Origin of the sequence: Polaribacter sp. Hel1_85 (assembly GCF_000766795.1) — a bacterium.
GTDB lineage: Bacteria > Bacteroidota > Bacteroidia > Flavobacteriales > Flavobacteriaceae > Polaribacter.
This window is the reverse complement of record NZ_JPDS01000003.1, coordinates 64,027-83,538: the sequence shown is the minus strand read 5'-3', so window position 1 is coordinate 83,538 and position 19,512 is coordinate 64,027. Positions and strand designations below refer to the sequence as shown.

Below are 19,512 nucleotides of genomic sequence, written 5' to 3'. Positions count from 1 at the left end.
ATTATGCTTTGCTAAAGATGCGTTTCCAGCTTTTCTTTTTTCGTTGAATATTAGTGTTATTTTCTTGATTGAATTTAGCAATAATTTCAGCCTCGTGAAATTTGTAAAACTCTGGATCAAAATTGGCATCAGCTAAATATTCTAAAACATGTTCAATCGATTTATTTTCAGTTAGCCATTTATCAAAAATTTCATGACGCATTCTAATTCCAAAGGTATTTATACCCAAGAATTTGTTTGAGTTTTTATCAAAAGAAATGGTAATACATTTATTATCTTTTGGGTGTCTCCATTGAAAATATGCTTCATTTTCTTTTTTTCCTCTTTCACTAAAAACCCAACCATAGGTCTGATATTCGATGTCTAAAAACTTGGCAGAATTAAACCAATGTCCTGGTTTGTATGCTGTTTTATGATTGCAAATAGTTTGTGCTACAGTTTCTCCCATCATTCTACCGGTATACCAAACAGCTTCAATGTTTCTGCGTTGGCCAATGGCTTCATGTTGTTCTGCACAATCTCCAATTGCATAGATATCTTTTATATTTGTTTCTAAAAAACGATTTACTTTTACGCCACGCCCTAATGCTATTCCAGATTCTTTTAGAAAATTAATATTCGGAGTTACACCAGCAGTTAAGCCAACAACATCACAATAGATTTCTTCACCTGTTTCTTCAATTATTACTGATTTTACACGTCCGTTTTCATCAGCTTTAATTTCTTTTAAATTTGTACTTAAACGTAAGTCGATATGATGTTCTTTAATGTGTTCATTAATCATTGCAGATTCTTGTGCAGGTAAAACTCCGTTCCAAAAACTTGCTTCACGCACTAAAAAAGTAACAGGAATTTTTCTGCTCCTTAACATTTCTGCCAATTCAATTCCTATTAATCCACCACCAACAATAACAGCCCTTTTACAAATGTCATTATTGGGTGCATATTTTTCTAATTTTTCTAAATCTTGTTTATGGTACATTCCCATAACGCCATCTAAATCTTGCCCAGGCCAACCAAACTTATTTGGTTTAGATCCTGTGGCTATGATTAATTGATCGTACGTAAGGTTTTCTCCATTAGAAAAATTTAAAACTTTTTCTTTTGTATTTATATTGCCTACAAAACCTTGTTTTAAATCTATGCTGTTTTTCTCCCAAAACCAATCTTCATAAGGTTGTGTATGACTAAATTTTAGATGGCCCATGTAAACGTACATGAGTGCAGTTCTTGAGAAAAAGTATTTATTTTCTGCTGAAACTATTGTTATTTTCTTGTCAGAGTTTTTTCTAATATGCCTTGCAGCAGTAACTCCAGAAATTCCATTACCAATTATTACAATATGGTCCATAGTTGATTGATTGTTGCAAATTATGTCGAAGATAAAGTTAAGAACTTAAACGCAAACTTTAATTTAGAATTGTTTTAAATAATGATTCTTGTAAATTTTTGTAAGTTGTAGTAAAATGTATAGACTTAGGTTATATTAAAATTAATTGAACCTAATAAAATGAAACAAAATCTATCTAGAATTCTATTTGCTTTTATATTGATTATCAGTCTATATTCTTATGGACAAGAAGAAGTGAAAGTTGATAAAAGTAATATACAAACATATACACCTTCAAAATTATTAGATAAAGGGCAATGGGATATTAAGTTTTTTAATAATTTATATAGCGAAACGAAAGGAAGATATAATGGTGTAAAAGCAGACAAAGCTAGAGAAAATTATTTTACATCTACTTTAGATATCTTTACCGGAATTTCAGATAACAATAGGTTAAATGTTGGTTTGTTATTAGAATATAGATCTAATACAAATGGAGGAAAAAGTGCAACATCGGTATTTGGTTTTAAAGATGATGTAAATTCTAGAAACGGATTGTCTTCTTTTGCGCCAGCTTTAAAATGGCAACCAATAGAAAGTATTGGTAATTTCTCTATTCAATCTGCATTTCACATTCCAGTTATCTCAGAAGAAGAAGATGTTAATGAGGTTTATTTAGATCAAACAGCCTATACTTTTCAAAATAGATTTTTCTTTGATCATACTTTTCCTAGTGGAGACTGGCAATTGTTTACAGAGTTAAATACAGAATACAATTTTGGTGAAGAGGCAAGTTTTGCAAACAAAACCTTTGTACTTGCTCCTGGTGTTTTTATGAGTTATTTTCCAAGTGATAAATCTACGATATTAGGTTTTTTACAACATTATCAAAGATTTGGAGATTTTTCTCAAGATTTTACATCTTTAGGTTTTGGAGGTAAATACCAATTAAACCCAACTCTTAACTTAGAAGTATTGTATAGTAAGTTTGTTAGAGGTAGTGATACTGGGCTTGGACAAAGTTTTAACATTGGTTTAAGAGCATTGTTTTAATAAAAAACTATTTTTAGGAGATTTATGAAAACAAATAAGCTCCTTTTTTTATTGCTGATTATAATTCAATTATCATGCAATAGTCAACATAAAAAAATAAACGGAATTAGTTTTGTGGCTTCTAGAGATACGATTAATACAAAACATATTTCTCCGGTAATAAAGGCACAAGGCAATTATGTTGCATTGATGCCTTTTGGTTTTATAAGAGAATTATCATCACCAAAAATAATTCATAATACCAACAGACAATGGTTTGGAGAAACTAAAAAAGGGTTGTTACAATACGCAAAACTTTTTCAGAACGAACAAGTCAAAATTATGGTAAAACCTCAGATTTGGGTTTGGAAAGGAGAATATACAGGCTTTATTGAAATGGATTCTGAAGAAAAATGGACAATACTAGAAAACACTTATTCAGAGTTTATTTTAACCTATGCAAAAGCAGCACAAGATTTAAAAGCAGATATTTTATGTATTGGCACTGAGTTAGAAAAATTCGTTGTAAACAGACCACAATATTGGCAAAAATTAATTTCAGAAATTAGAAAAATTTATAAAGGAAAATTAACATACGCAGCAAATTGGGATGAATTTAAACGAGTCGCTTTTTGGAAAGAAATAGATTACATTGGTATTGATGCATATTTTCCTTTAAGTGATAAAAAATCACCTACAATTGAAGAATTAGAATTAGGTTGGCAAACACATAAAAAAGAAATTTCAAGAGTTCAAAAACAATTTAAGAAACCAGTTTTATTTACAGAATTTGGTTACAGAAGTGTAGATTTTACAGGCAAAGAGCCTTGGAAATATGATAGAGATTTAGGCGAAGTTAATTTACAAGCTCAAGTAAATGGATTGCACGCAATACACAATCAATTTTGGAAAGAAGATTGGTTTGCCGGTGGTTTTCTGTGGAAATGGTTTCATGTTCACGATAAAGTTGGAGGCGAAAAAAACCATATGTTTACAGTACAAAATAAACCAGCAGAAGAAGTGCTTCGAAAATTATATCAACAAAAATAGAAATCAAAAAATATGACGAATGTCCTATATATTTTTGAAATTAGGGCTTAAATTTGCGTTATAACCAATTAAATCATCAAAATGAATAAAATAATTGTTCCAATAGATTTTTCTAAACATTCAGAATATGCATTAAAAACTGCAGCTTTATTGGCTCATAAACACAATGCAACTGTTTATGCTTTGCATATGCTAGATATACAAGAGGTGTCTTTAACTGAAAGTGAAATAAATCAGCAAGAAAAAGCAATGTTTTTTTTAAAATTAGCAGAACAAAAATTTAAAGATTTTTTGGTAAAAGATTATTTAGAAGGCATAAAGATAGTACCTGTTATAAAACACTTTAAAGTTTTTAGTGAAGTAAATGCAATTGCCGAAGAAGTAAATGCCGATTTAATTATTATGGGTTCTCATGGGGTAAGTGGTTTAAAAGAATTCTTTGTAGGATCTAATACAGAAAAAGTGGTTAGATATTCAAGTTTACCGGTTTTAGTGATTAAAAATGAAATGGTAAATGTAGATTTTGAAGATATTGTACTTGCAACAGATTTTTCTGATGAAAGTATTCCTGCATTTAAAAAAATGATAAATTCACTGGATTTTTTAAATGCTCAAAAGCATATTTTATATGTAAACTTGCCTAATGAAGATTTTAAAACAACTTCAGAAATGGAAACCATGGCAAATAATTTTTTAATGAAAGCAGAAGGAGACTCTCATAGATTGATTAATGTAAATTATGTTTGTGATAGATCTATTGAAAAAGGAATCCTAAATTTCTCTAATGCTGTTGGTGCAGATTTAATTTCTGTAATTACACATGGTAGAAAAGGATTATCTCATATTTTTGCAGGTAGTATTGCAGAAGATTTAACAAATCATTCTACCTTGCCAATTATGACTTTAAAAATGTAAAATAATACATGACTTTTAAAAATTATTTGATAGCTCTTTTTGTTTCTCTTTTTTTCTTTTCTTGTACAGAAGATAATGATGTTACAGTTCCAAGAAATTTACAAGAGTATATAGATTCCTCGTCAACAAAAGATTTTGGAGAAGTTATCGCTTGTGCAGCAAGTGCTGAAGGAAGTACCAGCTTATCTTATGTTTTTTATTATCCAGAAGAAGGAGCAACAGATATTAGATATTATGAAGCAGATAGTTTAGATGTAGATGAAACAGATTTCTCTAAATATAGAAGACAAATATTAACTGTTACAGATGTTTTTGGAGGAAAGCTACAAAGGTTTGAAAGATCAAATACTGAAGAAAACTGGTGTTTGGTTACCTATAAATTAAATGGAGAGTTGCATAAATCAAATCCAATTCGTTTAAAAAACGTAAATGAACCTACAACTTGGACGGATGAAGTAACTATTGAGTTTCCAGAAACAGTAATGCCACAATTTACATGGTCTGATTTTGGAGAAGACAATGAAATTTATTTTGAAGTAATTTCAGAAAGTGAAGATGAAACATTTCTTTCAGGGACATATACTAATGATACTTTTTTTAAATATCTTGATAATACAAATGTTGTTCTAGACATTAATGTAGATGAAACTCCAGAAGATTTGGTAGAAGATACTGAATATCTTTTTACAATGATGGCTGTTAGTGAAGATAATTGGGTTAATACAGTAATTGAAGAAACATTTATACCAAGAAATTTAGAAGAATATTTAGAGGTAAACGCAACAAAAACTGTTGAGGTTGCAACTGCTTTTGCTGCAAGCGCAAGTGGATCATCTAGTTTAAGTTATATTTATTATTATCCATTAGTTGGTGCTTCAGATATGAGGTATTATGAAACAGTAGGAACTTCTGTAGATGAAACAGATTTTTCTGAATATCGAAGAAAAACTTTAACCGATGGAGCTGTTTTGGGAGCTAAGTTTAGAAGGTATTCTAGAACAGATACTGAAGAGTGTTGGAGTATTATAACCTATGTTATTGGAGATATTTTGTACAAATCAAATCCAATAAAAATTAATATTGATGAAAAACCAACAGAATGGTTAACCGACGAAAATGTTACTATAGATTCTTCTGAAAGATTACAACCAAAATTTACTTGGATAGACGGAACTTATGATGATTCTGTTAGATACCTTCAAGTATTTACAGATAGTGAAAGCAGTTTTTTATCAGGGACTTTTACAACAGATAAAACGTTTCAGTATTATGACCTTTCCAATACAACTTCAAACATTAATACAGAAACACCACCAGAATTAATTTTTGATGATGAATATAATTTCACCTTAATGGGATTAAGTTCTGATAATTGGGTAAATTTGATCATTCAACAATCATTTATAGCGGAGTAGTGGCATTTAAAAACATTCTCATTTTTCTTTTTTTATCATTTTCATCTCTTCTGTTTTCGCAAGAAGAAACAATAGATGAAGTTAAAATTAAAGGAGCTAAAAAAACAAATACAGTATTCTTAAAGCAATTGTTAAGAACTAAAAAAGGGAAAGTTTTAGACTCTATTTCTTTACAAAAAGATGTAACAAGGCTCAAAAGGTTACCAGCTATAAGTAATGCCTATTTTAAAGTTGAAGCAAGAGAAGATAATACACTTATTGTTTTATTTCATGTAGAAGAAAATGGAACCTTGATTCCGAATATTAATATTTGGACCACCACCAATAAACTGTTTTCTTATAAAATAGGATTGTATGAATACAATCTATTTGGAAAACATATCACCTTGGGTGGTTTCTATCAAAATAATGGTTTCGATTCGTATGCACTAAATTTTAGAGCTCCTTTTTTGTTCTCTAAAAAATGGGGTTTAGGGTTGAATTTTAAAAACTGGAAAAGTGAAGAACCACTGTATTTTGGTAATGAAACTGCCAATTATTTATATAATAATGTTTCCTATGAAGTATTAGGCTTGCATAGAATTAATTTAAAAAACGGACTTCAATTTGGGGTAACTTTTTTTAATGAGAAATACCAATATTTATCAGGTGCAACTGCACCAGAAGTTCCACAAAAACTAGATCTAAATAAAGTACTTTATAAATTTATTTACACACATAATAATTTAGAACATCATTATCAGTATTTAAGCGGATTTAGAAATGTATTACAGACTCAATTTGTAACTGCCAATAATAAATTTCAAGAAAATTTCTTTATTGCTTGGAATGATGTTTTTTACTACAAAAGACATGGAGATAAAGGGAATTGGGCAAATAGAGTACGTGTAGGTTTGTCTTCAAATCAAAATTCTCCTTTTGCACCTTTTGCATTAGATAACAACGTTAATTTACGAGGTGTTGGTATTCTAGTAGATAGAGGTACAGGAAGTATTGTTTGGAATACAGAATACAGACACACTGTTTATGACAAAAAATGGTTTGCAGTTCAAACCAATGTTTTTACTGATTTTGGTACTTGGCGTAATCCTGGAGGAGAATTAAAAGACTTTATTGAACCTAAAAATTTAAGAGTCTATTCTGGGGTTGGTCTGCGTTTTATCAGTAAAAAAATATACAATGCTACTTTTAGAATCGATTACGGATTTAAAGTTTCTAGAAATAGTGAGAACTCTAAAGGTGGATTGGTCTTTGGTATTGGGCAATATTTTTAAAGTTAATTTAATATTGATTTCTTTTCTTTTTAAAAGAATCTTTTAGTTTTGCAGAAAATAAAAAATAGATGAGAACTTTTGCAATTGGTGATATTCATGGAGGCTTAAAAGCTTTAATTCAAGTTTTAAATCAACTAGAAATTAAAGAAGGAGATAAAATTATTTTCATGGGAGACTATGTAGATGGTTGGAGTGAATCTGCACAAGTTGTTCAGTTTTTAATCGAGTTTTCTCAGAAATTCGATTGTGTTTTCATCAAAGGAAATCATGATGTTTGGTGTGAAAACTGGTTAAAAGACACAAATGATGTAAATCCTTCTTGGTACATTCATGGAGGTAAAGAAACGATGGAAAGTTATGAGAGTTTTTCTGAGGAAGAAAAAAAACTACATCTTACCTTTTTCGAAAACTTACCCTTATATCATTTAGATGCTAAAAATAGATTATTCTTACATGCAGGTTTTACTTCTTTACATGGTGTAGAAAAGGAGAAACATCAAGAATATTTTTATACGGATAGATCTTTGTGGGAAATGTTATTAGTAATGGATAGAAGTATTCCAAGAGATTCTATTTTGTATCCAAAAAGATTACAGCATTATAAAGAAATTTACATTGGGCATACACCAACAACCAATTACGATGAATCTTCACCAATAAACATAGAAAGTGTTTGGAATATTGATACTGGTGCTGCTTTTAAAGGAAAGGTTACTGGAATGAATATTGATACAAAAGCGTATTTTCAAAGTGATAATTTGCCTTCTTTGTATCCAAATGAAATAGGGAGAAATAAGTAAATACATTTCGCAATGACGAATGCACACTGTCATTCCGAGCGAGTTTACGACGAGGAATCTCATGCTTAAGAACTAGAATTATTAAGATTTCTCAATCGTTCATACTTCACTCATTTCGAAATGACATTTTGGTATATTTCGTCATTGCGAGTTTACGAAGCAATCTCAAGATTTGTAACTATAAATAACAGATTACTTCGTCCTAACGTCCTCGTAATGACAATTTGGTTTTGTACCTCAAAAAACCGGTTTTTTATCCCATTATTCTACAGTCAAAATTAAATCATCAGCATTTACCATGATTCCAGCTTTTAAATTGATTTTTTTGATGGTTGTCGCTTCTATGGCAGTAATCGTAGTTTCCATTTTCATGGCTTCTATAATAAATAAAGGTTGATTTTTATTTACTTGATCCCCTTTTTTAACTAAAATAGTAGACAACATTCCTTGTAAAGGTGCACCAATTTCTTTCACGTTATTTTTATCTGCTTTGAGGTGTTCAACTTTATCAATTTTTATAGATGCGTCTTTTATTTGTACAGATCTACCTTGTCCGTTTACTTTAAAATAAACGGTTACCATGCCATCTTCATTTGGTTTTCCAACAGAATCTAACGTAATTAAAAGTGTTTTTCCTTTTTCTAATTCGATGATTATTTCTTCTCCTCTTTCCATTCCGTAGAAGAAGTTTTTAGTTGGTAAATTGATTAAACTATCATATTTTAAATGTTTGTTAAAGGCATCTAAAAATACTTTTGGATATAATTTATAGGATAAGAAATCTGTAAAATTGATGGCCCTTCCTAAACCATTTTCAAATACTTTTCTAAACTCTTTATATTCTTCTTCAAAATTGATAGGTTCTAAATGTGCATTGGGTCTGTCTGTAAAAGGTTTTTCATCTTTTAAAATTAATTTCTGCAAATCTTTTGGAAAACCACCAACAGGTTGCCCTAAATCTCCTCTAAAGAAACTCACTACAGATTGAGGAAAAGAAATGGTATCACCACGTTCTAAAACATCTTGCACCGTTAAATGGTTGCTTACTAAATATTGTGCCATATCTCCAACCACTTTAGAACTTGGAGTTACTTTTATGATGTCTCCAAAAAGATGATTTACATCACCATACATTTTAGTGATTTCATGAAAACGATCTTCCAAACCTAAGGCTTGTGCTTGAGGTTTTAAATTAGAATATTGTCCACCAGGAATTTCATGTTTAAAAACTTCTCCAGAACCAGCTTTTAAACCAGATTCAAAAGGATAATAATATTCTCTAACAGTTTCCCAATAGTTAGAATATTCGTTTAAAGAATCAATATTTAAGTTGCTTTCTCTATTGTTGAATTTCATCATTTCTACCACCGAATTAAAATTAGGTTGTGATGTTAATCCAGATAAACCACCCAATGCAACATCTACAACATCAACACCAGCCTCAATTGCTTTTAAATACGTTGCAGATTGTATGGATGCAGTATCATGTGTATGTAAATGAATAGGAATATTCACTTCTTGTTTTAAAGCAGAAACCAATTCGTAAGCGGCATAAGGTTTTAATAAACCAGCCATATCTTTAATTGCTAGAATATGTGCACCAGCATTTTCAATATCTTTTGCTAAAGTTGTGTAGTATTTAAGGTTGTATTTTGTGTTTTTTGGATTTAAAATATCACCCGTATAACAAATAGAACCTTCAGCTAAACCATCCGTTTTTGTTCTCACATATTCTATACAAGGTGCAATGGATTTCATCCAATTTAAAGAATCAAAAATTCTAAAAAGATCCACACCATTTTCCCAAGATTTCTCTACAAATTTTTCAATTAAATTATCAGAATATGCTGTGTATCCAACTCCGTTGGAACCTCTAATTAACATTTGTAGCAATACATTTGGCATTGCTTTGCGTAATAATTGCAAGCGTTCCCAAGGGTTTTCTTGTAAGAATCGCATACACACATCAAAAGTAGCACCTCCCCAAACTTCCATACTAAAGATTTCTGGATTGTTTTTAGCATAGCCTTCAGCAACTTTTAGCATATCAAAAGTTCGCATTCTGGTGGCTAATAAACTCTGATGCGCATCACGCATGGTAGTATCTGTAAAATGAATTTTTTTTTCATTTTTTAACCATTGCGAAAACTTATCTGGACCTAATGCTGTTAATAAATCTTTAGTTCCTTTTGGATGTGTAGCATTTATATCAAATTTAGGAACAATTGGTTTTACAAATGTTTTTGTTGGATCAATTTTTTTAACATCCGGATTTCCGTTTACAATTACATCGCCTAAATACGTTACCAATTTAGTCGCTCTATTTCTTGGTGCTTTAAAAATAAATAAATCAGGGTTTTGTTTGATAAAGTTCACAGTAACATCTCCTTTTCTAAAAGTTTCGTGCTGTAAAATATTATCTAAAAAGAGCATGTTTGTTTTTACACCTCTAATTCTAAATTCTGCCAAAGCACGACGAACTTTTCTACAAGCGCCATCCAAAGTTCTACTATTTGCAGTGACTTTTACCAACATAGAATCAAAAAAAGGCGATATAATTGCACCTTGATACACACTTCCAGCATCTAATCGAATTCCAAAACCAGAAGCACTTCTGTACGTTGAGATTTCTCCATAATCTGGTTTAAAATCATTTTGCGGGTCTTCTGTGGTAATTCTACATTGTAAAGCATAACCATTTACTTTTATAGACGCTTGATTTGGTATTTTTATTTGTTGATCAGACAAATGATATCCACCCGCAATAAATAATTGTGTTTTTACCAAGTCAATATTCGTTACTACTTCTGTAACGGTGTGCTCTACTTGAATTCTTGGATTTACTTCAATAAAATAGATAGCACCATCATCATCAACCAAAAATTCTACGGTTCCAATATTATTATAATCAACCGCTTTACAAATAGCAATGGCATATTTGTAAAGTGCGTCTTTTGTTTCTTGTTTTAAATCGTATGAAGGAGCAAATTCTATTACTTTTTGATAACGACGTTGCACAGAGCAATCACGTTCAAAAAGGTGCACTGTGTTTCCGTAATTATCGGCAACGATTTGAATTTCGATATGTTTTGGGTTTTCTACAAATTTTTCAAGAAAAACAGTATCATCTCCAAAAGCATTTAAAGCTTCTCGTTTACTTTCATTAAAAGCACGTTTTAATTCTTCGGCTTTTCGAATAACTCGCATGCCTCTTCCACCACCACCAGAAGCCGCTTTTAACATAATTGGATAGCCGATTATTTCTGCTTCGCTTAAAGCGATTTCAATATTTTCTAACGGTTTTTCGTTGCTTCTAATAACAGGGATGTTATTGGCAACAGCAACTTCTTTTGCTGTAATTTTATCGCCTAAAGATTTTAAAACAGATACTTTTGGTCCAATGAAAATAATACCATTGTCTTCGCATTTCTGAGCAAGGTTCGCATTTTCAGATAAAAAACCATAACCAGGATGAATTGCATCTGCGCCACTTTCTAAAGCAACCTTAATAATTTCATCAATATTTAAATACGGTTTTAAAGGATCATTGTCTTCGCCAATTTGATAAGATTCATCCGCTTTATATCTATGTAAAGAATATCGGTCTTCAAAGGTGTAAACACCTACTGTTTTCACATTTATTTCTGTACAAGCTCTAAAAATTCTGATAGCAATTTCACTTCTGTTGGCAACCAATACTTTTTCAATTTTCATCTTATGAAACGTGTTTTTAGTGTTTAGGAATATTTTTGTTGCTAAAGATAGTGAGCGAAATCGATGTAGTAAATGTTTTTTAAATTTATTTTCTTGAAAGTTAAATAGATTCCGTCATTGTTAAGAGGAACGACGAGGAATCTCATGTATAAGCACTAGAATCCTAGAGATTTCTCAATCATTCCTATGGTCACTCATTTCGAAATGACATTTGGTTTTTTTTATCATTATGGTAGTATACTGTCATTGCAAAGACAAAGGACGTGGCAATTTTATAAATTGAAACTAATAACAAACAGATTGTTTCATTCCATTCACAATGACGAATGCAACCTGTCATCCTATGTTTGTAAAATATAATAATCTGTTTTAAAAAAGTTTAAATTAGATTTAATATTTAACAAGAAAAGTAAGGGTAAAGGAAAAGATTATAGTCCGTCATTTGTCATTAAAGACCGTTCGCAATGCTAATCACTTTACCTCTTACTACATAAACTTGAACAGATCATTAGACGTCTAAGTCTGTATTTAGGATTGATAAGTAAATGTAGTAATTTTTCTATAAAAACATTTGATATGAGTAAAATTATAGGAATTGATATTAGTAAGCAAACCTTTGATGTTTCTTATTTAGAAAAAGATAAATTGATACACAAAATTTTTAAAAATCAAAATAGAGGATTTGAGCAATTTACTAAATTGATTGGTACATCAGACTGGATTGTAATGGAGGCTAGTGGTCCTTATTATGTTCAGTTAGCAACTTTTTTACATGCATCTAATTTTAATGTATGTGTATTAAATCCATTGATAATTAGAAGATATAGTCAAACAAGATTATATAGAGCAAAAACGGATAAAAAAGACGCAAAGACAATTGCCGAATATGGTGCTCAATATGAGTTAAAAAGATGGTGCCCAGAGAGTAAACCTAGTATAGAGATTAAACAACTTTACACAGCTTTAGAATTACTAAAAAAACAAAAACATCAAACAAAAAGACAACTAGAATCCTTTGAAGTAACAGGTTTGTTGAGTCCTGATCTTAGAAAAGAATTAAAACAAGTACTAATATTATTAATAAGACGCATAGATAAGTTTGAGAAAAAGATAGAGCAAATAGGGAAATTAGCCTATAAAGACACGGTCGAAAGAATAAAAACAATTCCAGGGATCGGGCTGAAAACGGCTATTATGATGAGTGTTATTACAGACAATTTTACAAAATTTGAAAATTATAAACAACTCACAGCTTTTGTAGGTTTTAGCCCAAGATTATATCAATCAGGAACAAGTGTAAAGGGAAAGGGACATATTTGTAAAATGGGAAAACCACAAATTAGAAAGTTATTATACTTGTGTTCTTGGTCTGCAAAAAGAGTGAATAAAACGTGTATGGAAATGTATAAGAGACTAAAAGAAAAAGGAAAACCCGAGAGAGTTATTAAAATCGCAATAGCAAATAAGTTAATAAAACAGATTTTTGCTATCGCAAAAAACAAAAAATATTACAATGAAAACCATCAAAGTTTATATTGCATAAATTAAAAAAAAAATAACTAAAAATAATAGTTTTTTAACACAGATCATTGCGAGTTTACGAAGCAATCTCATAAAATTGTAACTACTCATAAACAGCTTGTTTCATTTCATTAGCAATGACATTTATAAACAAAAAGATTGCTTTACTGCGTTCGCAATGACAAGCAGAAACAAACTGACGTTGTTAGTTTTTTACAATACCTCAATCACTCCTTTAAACAAAGCAATCATTTTTGGCTCTGCTTTACCAGCAATAGCAATAATTTCTGCAATGTCTACAGGATGTAAGTTTTTAGGGTCGCATTCATCCGTTAACACAGAAATAGCAGCACAAGGCAAGTTGAGTTGTTTGGCAACAATCACTTCTGGCACAGTACTCATACCTACAGCATCGGTTTCTAAAATTTGCAGCATTCTATATTCTGCTCTGGTTTCTAGTTGAGGTCCTAAAACACTTGCATACACCCCTTTGTGTAATAAAATGTTTTCTTGATTTGCAATAGCACTAATTTTAGTGTTTAATTCTTTAGAATACGGTTCTAACAGATCTGCAAAAATATTACCAAATTTGTTTGCTCCTTTAAAAGCTAAAGGAGAACTTCCTTGTAAATTAATGTGGTCTTCAATCAGCATTAAATCACCTTTTTTGTAAGCTAAATTAATGGCACCTGCAGCATTAGAAATTAATAAATTTTTAATGCCTAAACCATGCATTGTTCTAATTCCGTAAGTAACTTCCCAAGCATTGTAGCCTTCATATAAATGAAAACGACCTGCCATTACCAAAACTTTTTTGCCAGCTAATATTCCGTAAATTAATTTACCAGAATGAAACTCTACCGTGGCAACAGGGAAATTAGGGATTTCTGAATAGGCAATTTCTTTTTCAATGGAAATTTCATCGACTAGTTTGCCTAATCCTGTTCCTAAAACGATACCAATTTCAGGATTTGTAATTCCGTTTGATTTTAAAAAATCGATCGTTTCTGTTAATTGCTGTTGTTTCATTTATGCTGATTTTATTTCAGTATCTAATTACTGAATAACTAATTTTTGTGTTTTCGATTTTTCATCAACATCTATTTTTACTAAATAAACTCCTTTATTAAAAGCTGAAATATCTATTGTTTTTTCTGTGATATTTTTCTGATGAAAAACTTGTTTTCCTAAAACATTAAAAATACGAATTTCAGAAGAAAACCCATCAATATTTGAAATATGAATTTTGTTTTTTGCAGGATTTGGATAGAAAGTAATTTTATCAGTATTTAAATTATCAACATCTAAAACAGCACAATTACTTGAAGTAAAATTAGTGAAAGTACCTAAATCCCAAAAATGATTGAACTCTAAGCAATAGAAAAAGACTTTGTCAAATTCTGTAATATCTTGTTCATTAGGAATCGTAGTCGTTAAAGTTTGTTCTCCACTAGCTTGCGTTAAGCCAAACTCAATATAATTTAGATCTGCAATTAATGTGGTTGCTAAAACAGCATCTGAAATTCCATTAGATGCTACTAAATAGGCTCTTACATCTGGTCCTGCAGTTGTGCTAAAATTATTTTCTAAATTTAAAGTAACTGTAGTATTCGTATTTAAAGTAATAGAAACATCGCCGGTAATATTGTAAGATGCATTGTCTGGGTTGTTTCCAAATCCACTTAAATCCTCAGAACATTGCCCATTCAATTGAATGATAGAAAAAGTAAGAAATATAAAAAGTAGTAGTTTTTTCATGGTTAATTATTTTTGGTTGATGAACGTTGACATTATTTCTGGGATGTCTAATAGATCCTCATATACATCTATGTCGTTTTTAAATGCTAATAATTTCACTTTTTTATCTTTTAAATCATTTAAAGTGTCTTTCCGAACCGTTTCTGTGCCCCAATTTTTATTTTTGAACACCTTTTCTTGTAAAGTATTCATACCTAAAAGATAATAACCACCATCTACTGCAGGACCTAAAACCACATCATTGGTGTCTAATTGAAGAAAAGCATTTTCGATATTTTCTGATGTTAAATCGTACAAATCACTACCAATTATTAGCACTTTTTCATAACCGGCTGTAAAACCATTTTTAAAAGCATTTAACATTCTAATGCCTAAATCTTGTCCAACTTGTTGGTGTTTTTGAAAGACGTTGGCATCCCAAATATCATTCTCACGAATTTTTACAGAATAATAAACAGCCTTGTCAGCGTTTACTCTGGATGCAATGTTACATGTTTTTTGAAGTAGAAAGGTGTAAATTTCTAAAGCTGTTTCTTCTCCAACAGTTTTTGCCAAACGTGTTTTTACTTTTCTTAATTCAGGGTTTCTTGTGAAGATTAATAGTAAGTTTTTTTTCAAAATATATTTTTATTTGTCATTTCGACCTTGTGGAGAAATCTAGGTTTTAGTTAGATTTCTCCACAAGGTCGAAATGACATTGGATTTATTTTTTATCACAACAATGATAACTGAAAACTGAGACTGCTTACTTTTTTCAATATACTTTCTTTCCTTTCTTCAACCACTTGCTCCAATCTTTATTAAAAGTATGGACTTTTTCAGTTTTGTTTCCTAAAGTATCAATGATAGAGTAGTTATTGTTTTTCCACTCAAAAATTCCTCCGTATAAATTATACACATTGGTATATCCTTCTTTTATCAATTTATCGGCCACAATTTCTGATCGAATTCCTAAAGAACAATACACTACAATTTTTGCGTTTTTGTCTTTCGGGAGTTTTTCTAAAGTTTTAGTAACATCAAAATAATCATAACCCACACAAATGGCATTGTTTAAATGACTTACTTTATATTCTTTGGTTTCTCTTGCATCTAACAAAATTGCATTTGTAGTCGCCAAAGAATCTACAGAAATATAAGGAACATTATTCTTGTTGAATTTGTTCAGTAATTTATCTAATTTCTTTTGCCCAAAAGAAACGGATGAAATTAAAAGAAAAAGGATAAGAATTTTTTTCATACTCATTTAAATTTTAGATTGTCATTTCGACCTTGTGGAGAAATCTATTTAACTATTTGATTATAGATTTTTCGACTCCATTTCATTTCACTCAAAATGACAAACTATCAACTAACAACCATTAACTAAAAACGACTTAACAACACCCACCACCATCATAATGAAAAGTAGATTCTGAAAAATAAATATCATCTCTACCCAAAGCTTTTAATTGCGCAGTTGTTTTATCACAAATTGCTAAAGGTTGGTTTTTTAATAAAACATGACCCGCATTGTCATCAAAATAATCTTCATCACCAAAATAAATAGCAGCTCTTCCAGTAAAAATACAAGGTCCATCTGCAGGCATTGGATCTTTAATTGCAGCAACTTCAATAGATTCTATATAAATTAATTCGTCTGTTGGATAATTCTTTGGATCTAAAATTCTGTACGGTTTTCTAGCTCTAATTTCAATCGTTCCAAAACCAGCATCTGTTAACGCTTTTACATAATCTGCAATCGATAAACTACCACTTAAACATAAAGCTCGTAAACGTTCGTCATTACGTAATTCATCATTCATAGGTTGCTCACAAGTAGGGTCACTCATTACCAAACGTCCATGTGGTTTTAAAACTCTGTACATTTCTGCAATAGCCTTCTTTAAATCATCTGACTTAAAAATATTGAACAAACAGTTTTGAGCAGCAACATCAATAGAATTACTTTCTACAGGTAAATCCATAGCATCACCTTTTCGTAAATCTACAAAATCAGATTTAAACCAATCATTTTGTTCCTCAGCTATTTTGAAATTTTTGCGAGAAGCTTCTAGCATTTCATCAACAACATCTAAACCAATTACTCCACCTTTATTTCTGTTGAAATAAGCAAATTGCAATAATTCCATTCCACCTCCAACACCCACATACAACATTTTTGGGTTGTTGGTTAAATCTCTAGCATGCACTGTAGAACCACAACCGTAGTTCATTTCTTGCATAATTCTTGGGATCTTAAGACCTGGTAATTCCCAAATAGGATTTGTAGTACAGCACAAACCAACATCTGGTGTTAAAGCTGCTTCTTTATATACATTATGTGTAGTTTCTAAATAACTCATATATTTTATTTTTTGCTAAAGTGAAATAATCACTCAGACTTCATTTTTAATTTTGATATTGTTAGGCAACAACTCCTTGGCAGCTACTTCCTGCGCCAGCAGTACAACCATAACAATGTTGACTGATGATAATGTTTCTGTCTTGCAACAAGGCTTCGTTATACTCTGAAATGTGCTTTACTTTAGAATTTACTTTTAAATTTAACATTTGATTGAAATCACAATCGTATAAATTTCCATCCCAACTTACAGAAAGTGTATTGGTACACATTACATTTTCTACAGCTGCAGGATTATAAGCTTCCACTAAAGAGTACATATAATCCTCGTAGTTTTCTGATGCAATTAAATAATCTAAAAAACGACTGATTGGTAAATTTGTAATTGCAAATAAGCTATGAAAATCAATATCAAAATCAGCTTTCAACGCTTTTTTGAAATCATTTTCTAAAGCCATTTGATCTCCAGGTAAAAATGCTCCTGAAGGATTGTATACCAAATCTAGTTTTAAATCGGAATTTGGCATTCCATAACCAACAGCATTTAATTCTTGCAAAGCTTTTATAGATTTATCAAAAACACCGTTTCCACGTTGTTTGTCCGTTTTTCCACGTGTCCAATGAGGCATAGAAGAAACGACATGGACATTGTGTTTTTTGAAAAACTCAGGCAAATCGTGGTATTTTTTATTCGCTCTAATAATTGTTAAGTTAGAACGCACAATAAAATCTTTAATTCCTGCTTTGGATGCTTCTTCTACAAACCATCTAAAATTAGGATTCATTTCTGGAGCGCCACCTGTTAAATCTAAGGTGTGTGCTTCCGTTTTTTTGATGACATCCAAACATTCATTCATGGTTTCGATAGTCATAATTTCTTTTCTATCTGGACCTGCATCTACATGACAATGCGAACAAACTTGATTACACATGTAACCTAAGTTTATTTGTAAAATTTCTAATTTTTTAGGACGTAAAGGAAACTGATTGGTTTCTTTAATTTTATCAGCAAAAGTGGGTAATTCTCCATTCGCAAAAATTCCTCCTGAAAGAATTTCTAGTTGACGAGCCGTATTTGCAATATCGTTATTTCTTGCTTTTAGTGATTTTGTAGCCATTTTATAAGTTTACAGTTTACAGTCTCAGTTTACAGTAGACGTTTAACTGAATACTGCTACTGAATACTGCTAACTATTATCCGTCAAGTTTGTTTACTTTATTCATCATTTGAACTCCATGAACCAAAGTTGCACCACTTTTTATGGCAGCACCCACATGAATTGCTTCCATCATTTCTGGTTTTGTAATTCCACGTTGTAAACCGTCTTTTGTATAGGCATCTATGCAATATGGGCATTGTTCTGTATGAGCAACAGCCAAAGCAATTAAGCTTTTTTCACGAGCTGTTAGAGCACCTTCTTCAAACACTTTTCCATAATAATCAAAAAACTTGTTTCCAAGCTCTTCACTCCATTCTGTAATTTTACCAAATTTTCTTAAATCGGCAGCATCATAATAATTTTTCGACATTGTTTTTGTGTTATTTCAGATGAAGAATAAAGGTACTATTTTCCGTTTAAAGTCCAATTGTATTTTAGAAAACTAATTTTAGCTTTTTTGTTAATTTCTGTATCAGAATATTTGTTTAAATAATCGACAACAGAACCGTTTTTTGTAAAGTCTTCTTTAAACCAATCAAAGATTGAAGAGATTTGAACTTTCTTTTTAGAAAGTTTATTTCTTGTTGTATCGTTGATGAAGTCTTTCATCAATTGCGTTAATTCTGCTTCAATATTATCTTCTGTAAAAGCCTTGTTTCCTAATTTAGGACAAGAACCTGAAGCACAATTTACACCTACATGAATTTTAGGGTCGAACAAGTTTTTACGTAAGATTTCATGCTCTATGTGATCTAAAGTATAGGTTTTACCACCCACTTTGGCAAAAGGAATTTTCCAAGCAGATTTTCCTTTCTGTTTGATGTCCATGATTGATTTTAAAGGATAATTCTCTAAAATTAATTTGATAGTGTAAGCATTGTAAGCATTTATCCAAAAAGCTTTTTGCTTGTTTGTAGACCAAGAATTATCTGGAGTTGTTTTTTCTAAATACGAGATATACCCATCTAATTTTGATGTATCTTCTTTAAAAGATTTGTAATCTACAATTCCTGTTTTTGTAACATGTTTTTGTAACAATTCGTTAAATATTGATGTTTGCCCATAACTTTGCGTTAAAGTTAAAATTGCTACTAAAAGTATTCCTGTTTTCTTCATTTTTTTTATTTCTAACTTTTTAGACGAAAGCTTTTTCTATTGATTACAAAAAAAAACTATAATTTCTTTTATTATAAGAGACT

The 19,512-nt window shown here is 30.7% G+C and carries 17 protein-coding genes; 7 read left to right on the top strand and 10 right to left on the bottom strand.

What is annotated here, in order from left to right; translation table 11 throughout:
* Position 1: 1 nt before the first annotated feature.
* The gene (locus tag PHEL85_RS14075; RefSeq protein ID WP_036826619.1) at positions 2-1,351 is read right to left on the bottom strand and encodes an NAD(P)/FAD-dependent oxidoreductase; all 1,350 of its coding nucleotides are present in this window, start codon (positions 1,349-1,351) and stop codon (positions 2-4) included.
* A 159-nt stretch (positions 1,352-1,510) separates the two neighbouring features.
* Here PHEL85_RS14075 and PHEL85_RS14070 point away from each other — a divergent pair, with 159 nt between their 5' ends.
* The 6 genes from PHEL85_RS14070 (at position 1,511) to PHEL85_RS14045 (ending at position 7,816) form a co-directional block, all read left to right on the top strand.
* On the top strand, positions 1,511-2,383 hold the full coding sequence (locus tag PHEL85_RS14070) for a hypothetical protein (protein WP_036826617.1): 873 nt from the start codon (positions 1,511-1,513) through the stop codon (positions 2,381-2,383).
* Between the two features lie 24 nt (positions 2,384-2,407).
* Positions 2,408-3,412, top strand: coding sequence for a glycoside hydrolase family 113 (locus PHEL85_RS14065; protein ID WP_036826614.1), 1,005 nt, complete (start codon positions 2,408-2,410; stop codon positions 3,410-3,412).
* 81 nt (positions 3,413-3,493) lie between these two features.
* Positions 3,494-4,327, top strand: coding sequence for a universal stress protein (locus tag PHEL85_RS14060; RefSeq protein ID WP_036826611.1), 834 nt, complete (start codon positions 3,494-3,496; stop codon positions 4,325-4,327).
* Between the two features lie 8 nt (positions 4,328-4,335).
* Positions 4,336-5,742 (top strand): hypothetical protein, encoded by a 1,407-nt coding sequence (locus PHEL85_RS14055; RefSeq protein WP_036826608.1) that lies wholly within the window; start codon positions 4,336-4,338, stop codon positions 5,740-5,742.
* Positions 5,742-7,016 (top strand): POTRA domain-containing protein, encoded by a 1,275-nt coding sequence (locus PHEL85_RS14050; RefSeq protein ID WP_052108643.1) that lies wholly within the window; start codon positions 5,742-5,744, stop codon positions 7,014-7,016. The genes PHEL85_RS14055 and PHEL85_RS14050 overlap by 1 nt, the downstream gene beginning before the upstream one ends.
* Before the next feature lie 68 nt (positions 7,017-7,084).
* A complete protein-coding gene (locus PHEL85_RS14045) occupies positions 7,085-7,816 on the top strand; it encodes a metallophosphoesterase family protein (protein ID WP_036826605.1) in 732 nt (243 codons plus the stop codon).
* Positions 7,817-8,077: 261 nt separating this feature from the next.
* Here the strand turns inward: PHEL85_RS14045 and PHEL85_RS14040 are convergent, their stop codons facing one another.
* Positions 8,078-11,530 (bottom strand): pyruvate carboxylase, encoded by a 3,453-nt coding sequence (locus PHEL85_RS14040; RefSeq protein ID WP_036826602.1) that lies wholly within the window; start codon positions 11,528-11,530, stop codon positions 8,078-8,080.
* 576 nt (positions 11,531-12,106) lie between these two features.
* Here PHEL85_RS14040 and PHEL85_RS14035 point away from each other — a divergent pair.
* On the top strand, positions 12,107-13,078 hold the full coding sequence (locus tag PHEL85_RS14035; protein ID WP_036826600.1) for an IS110 family transposase: 972 nt from the start codon (positions 12,107-12,109) through the stop codon (positions 13,076-13,078).
* A 186-nt stretch (positions 13,079-13,264) separates the two neighbouring features.
* Here the strand turns inward: PHEL85_RS14035 and PHEL85_RS14030 are convergent, their stop codons facing one another.
* The 8 genes from PHEL85_RS14030 to PHEL85_RS13995 form a co-directional block, all read right to left on the bottom strand.
* The gene (locus PHEL85_RS14030) at positions 13,265-14,080 is read right to left on the bottom strand and encodes a purine-nucleoside phosphorylase (protein ID WP_036826598.1); all 816 of its coding nucleotides are present in this window, start codon (positions 14,078-14,080) and stop codon (positions 13,265-13,267) included.
* 27 nt (positions 14,081-14,107) lie between these two features.
* A complete protein-coding gene (locus PHEL85_RS17435) occupies positions 14,108-14,809 on the bottom strand; it encodes a DM13 domain-containing protein (RefSeq protein ID WP_081965158.1) in 702 nt (233 codons plus the stop codon).
* A 6-nt stretch (positions 14,810-14,815) separates the two neighbouring features.
* Positions 14,816-15,427: a TIGR04282 family arsenosugar biosynthesis glycosyltransferase gene (locus PHEL85_RS14020; protein WP_036826596.1), complete on the bottom strand. Its 612-nt coding sequence runs from the start codon at positions 15,425-15,427 to the stop codon at positions 14,816-14,818.
* A gap of 136 nt (positions 15,428-15,563) precedes the next feature.
* Positions 15,564-16,049 (bottom strand): rhodanese-like domain-containing protein, encoded by a 486-nt coding sequence (locus tag PHEL85_RS14015; RefSeq protein ID WP_036827875.1) that lies wholly within the window; start codon positions 16,047-16,049, stop codon positions 15,564-15,566.
* A 136-nt stretch (positions 16,050-16,185) separates the two neighbouring features.
* On the bottom strand, positions 16,186-17,154 hold the full coding sequence (arsM, locus tag PHEL85_RS14010; protein WP_036826593.1) for an arsenosugar biosynthesis arsenite methyltransferase ArsM: 969 nt from the start codon (positions 17,152-17,154) through the stop codon (positions 16,186-16,188).
* Positions 17,155-17,215: 61 nt separating this feature from the next.
* Positions 17,216-18,271 (bottom strand): arsenosugar biosynthesis radical SAM (seleno)protein ArsS, encoded by a 1,056-nt coding sequence (arsS, locus tag PHEL85_RS14005; protein WP_036826592.1) that lies wholly within the window; start codon positions 18,269-18,271, stop codon positions 17,216-17,218.
* A 76-nt stretch (positions 18,272-18,347) separates the two neighbouring features.
* A complete protein-coding gene (locus tag PHEL85_RS14000) occupies positions 18,348-18,683 on the bottom strand; it encodes an arsenosugar biosynthesis-associated peroxidase-like protein (RefSeq protein WP_036826589.1) in 336 nt (111 codons plus the stop codon).
* 35 nt (positions 18,684-18,718) lie between these two features.
* A complete protein-coding gene (locus tag PHEL85_RS13995) occupies positions 18,719-19,429 on the bottom strand; it encodes a DUF547 domain-containing protein (RefSeq protein WP_036826586.1) in 711 nt (236 codons plus the stop codon).
* Positions 19,430-19,512: the final 83 nt, after the last annotated feature.

Excerpts from the sequence above, each read along its gene's own strand:
- PHEL85_RS14015 (WP_036827875.1), bottom strand. The coding sequence starts at position 16,049 with ATGAAAAAAATTCTTATCCTTTTTCTTTTAATTTCATCCGTTTCTTTT.
- PHEL85_RS14035 (WP_036826600.1), top strand. The coding sequence starts at position 12,107 with ATGAGTAAAATTATAGGAATTGATATTAGTAAGCAAACCTTTGATGTT.
- PHEL85_RS14040 (WP_036826602.1), bottom strand. The coding sequence starts at position 11,530 with ATGAAAATTGAAAAAGTATTGGTTGCCAACAGAAGTGAAATTGCTATC.
- PHEL85_RS14075 (WP_036826619.1), bottom strand. The coding sequence starts at position 1,351 with ATGGACCATATTGTAATAATTGGTAATGGAATTTCTGGAGTTACTGCT.
- PHEL85_RS14060 (WP_036826611.1), top strand. The coding sequence starts at position 3,494 with ATGAATAAAATAATTGTTCCAATAGATTTTTCTAAACATTCAGAATAT.
- PHEL85_RS14065 (WP_036826614.1), top strand. The coding sequence starts at position 2,408 with ATGAAAACAAATAAGCTCCTTTTTTTATTGCTGATTATAATTCAATTA.
- PHEL85_RS14030 (WP_036826598.1), bottom strand. The coding sequence starts at position 14,080 with ATGAAACAACAGCAATTAACAGAAACGATCGATTTTTTAAAATCAAAC.
- PHEL85_RS14045 (WP_036826605.1), top strand. The coding sequence starts at position 7,085 with ATGAGAACTTTTGCAATTGGTGATATTCATGGAGGCTTAAAAGCTTTA.
- PHEL85_RS13995 (WP_036826586.1), bottom strand. The coding sequence starts at position 19,429 with ATGAAGAAAACAGGAATACTTTTAGTAGCAATTTTAACTTTAACGCAA.
- PHEL85_RS17435 (WP_081965158.1), bottom strand. The coding sequence starts at position 14,809 with ATGAAAAAACTACTACTTTTTATATTTCTTACTTTTTCTATCATTCAA.
- PHEL85_RS14070 (WP_036826617.1), top strand. The coding sequence starts at position 1,511 with ATGAAACAAAATCTATCTAGAATTCTATTTGCTTTTATATTGATTATC.
- arsS (WP_036826592.1), bottom strand. The coding sequence starts at position 18,271 with ATGGCTACAAAATCACTAAAAGCAAGAAATAACGATATTGCAAATACG.
- PHEL85_RS14055 (WP_036826608.1), top strand. The coding sequence starts at position 4,336 with ATGACTTTTAAAAATTATTTGATAGCTCTTTTTGTTTCTCTTTTTTTC.
- PHEL85_RS14000 (WP_036826589.1), bottom strand. The coding sequence starts at position 18,683 with ATGTCGAAAAATTATTATGATGCTGCCGATTTAAGAAAATTTGGTAAA.
- arsM (WP_036826593.1), bottom strand. The coding sequence starts at position 17,154 with ATGAGTTATTTAGAAACTACACATAATGTATATAAAGAAGCAGCTTTA.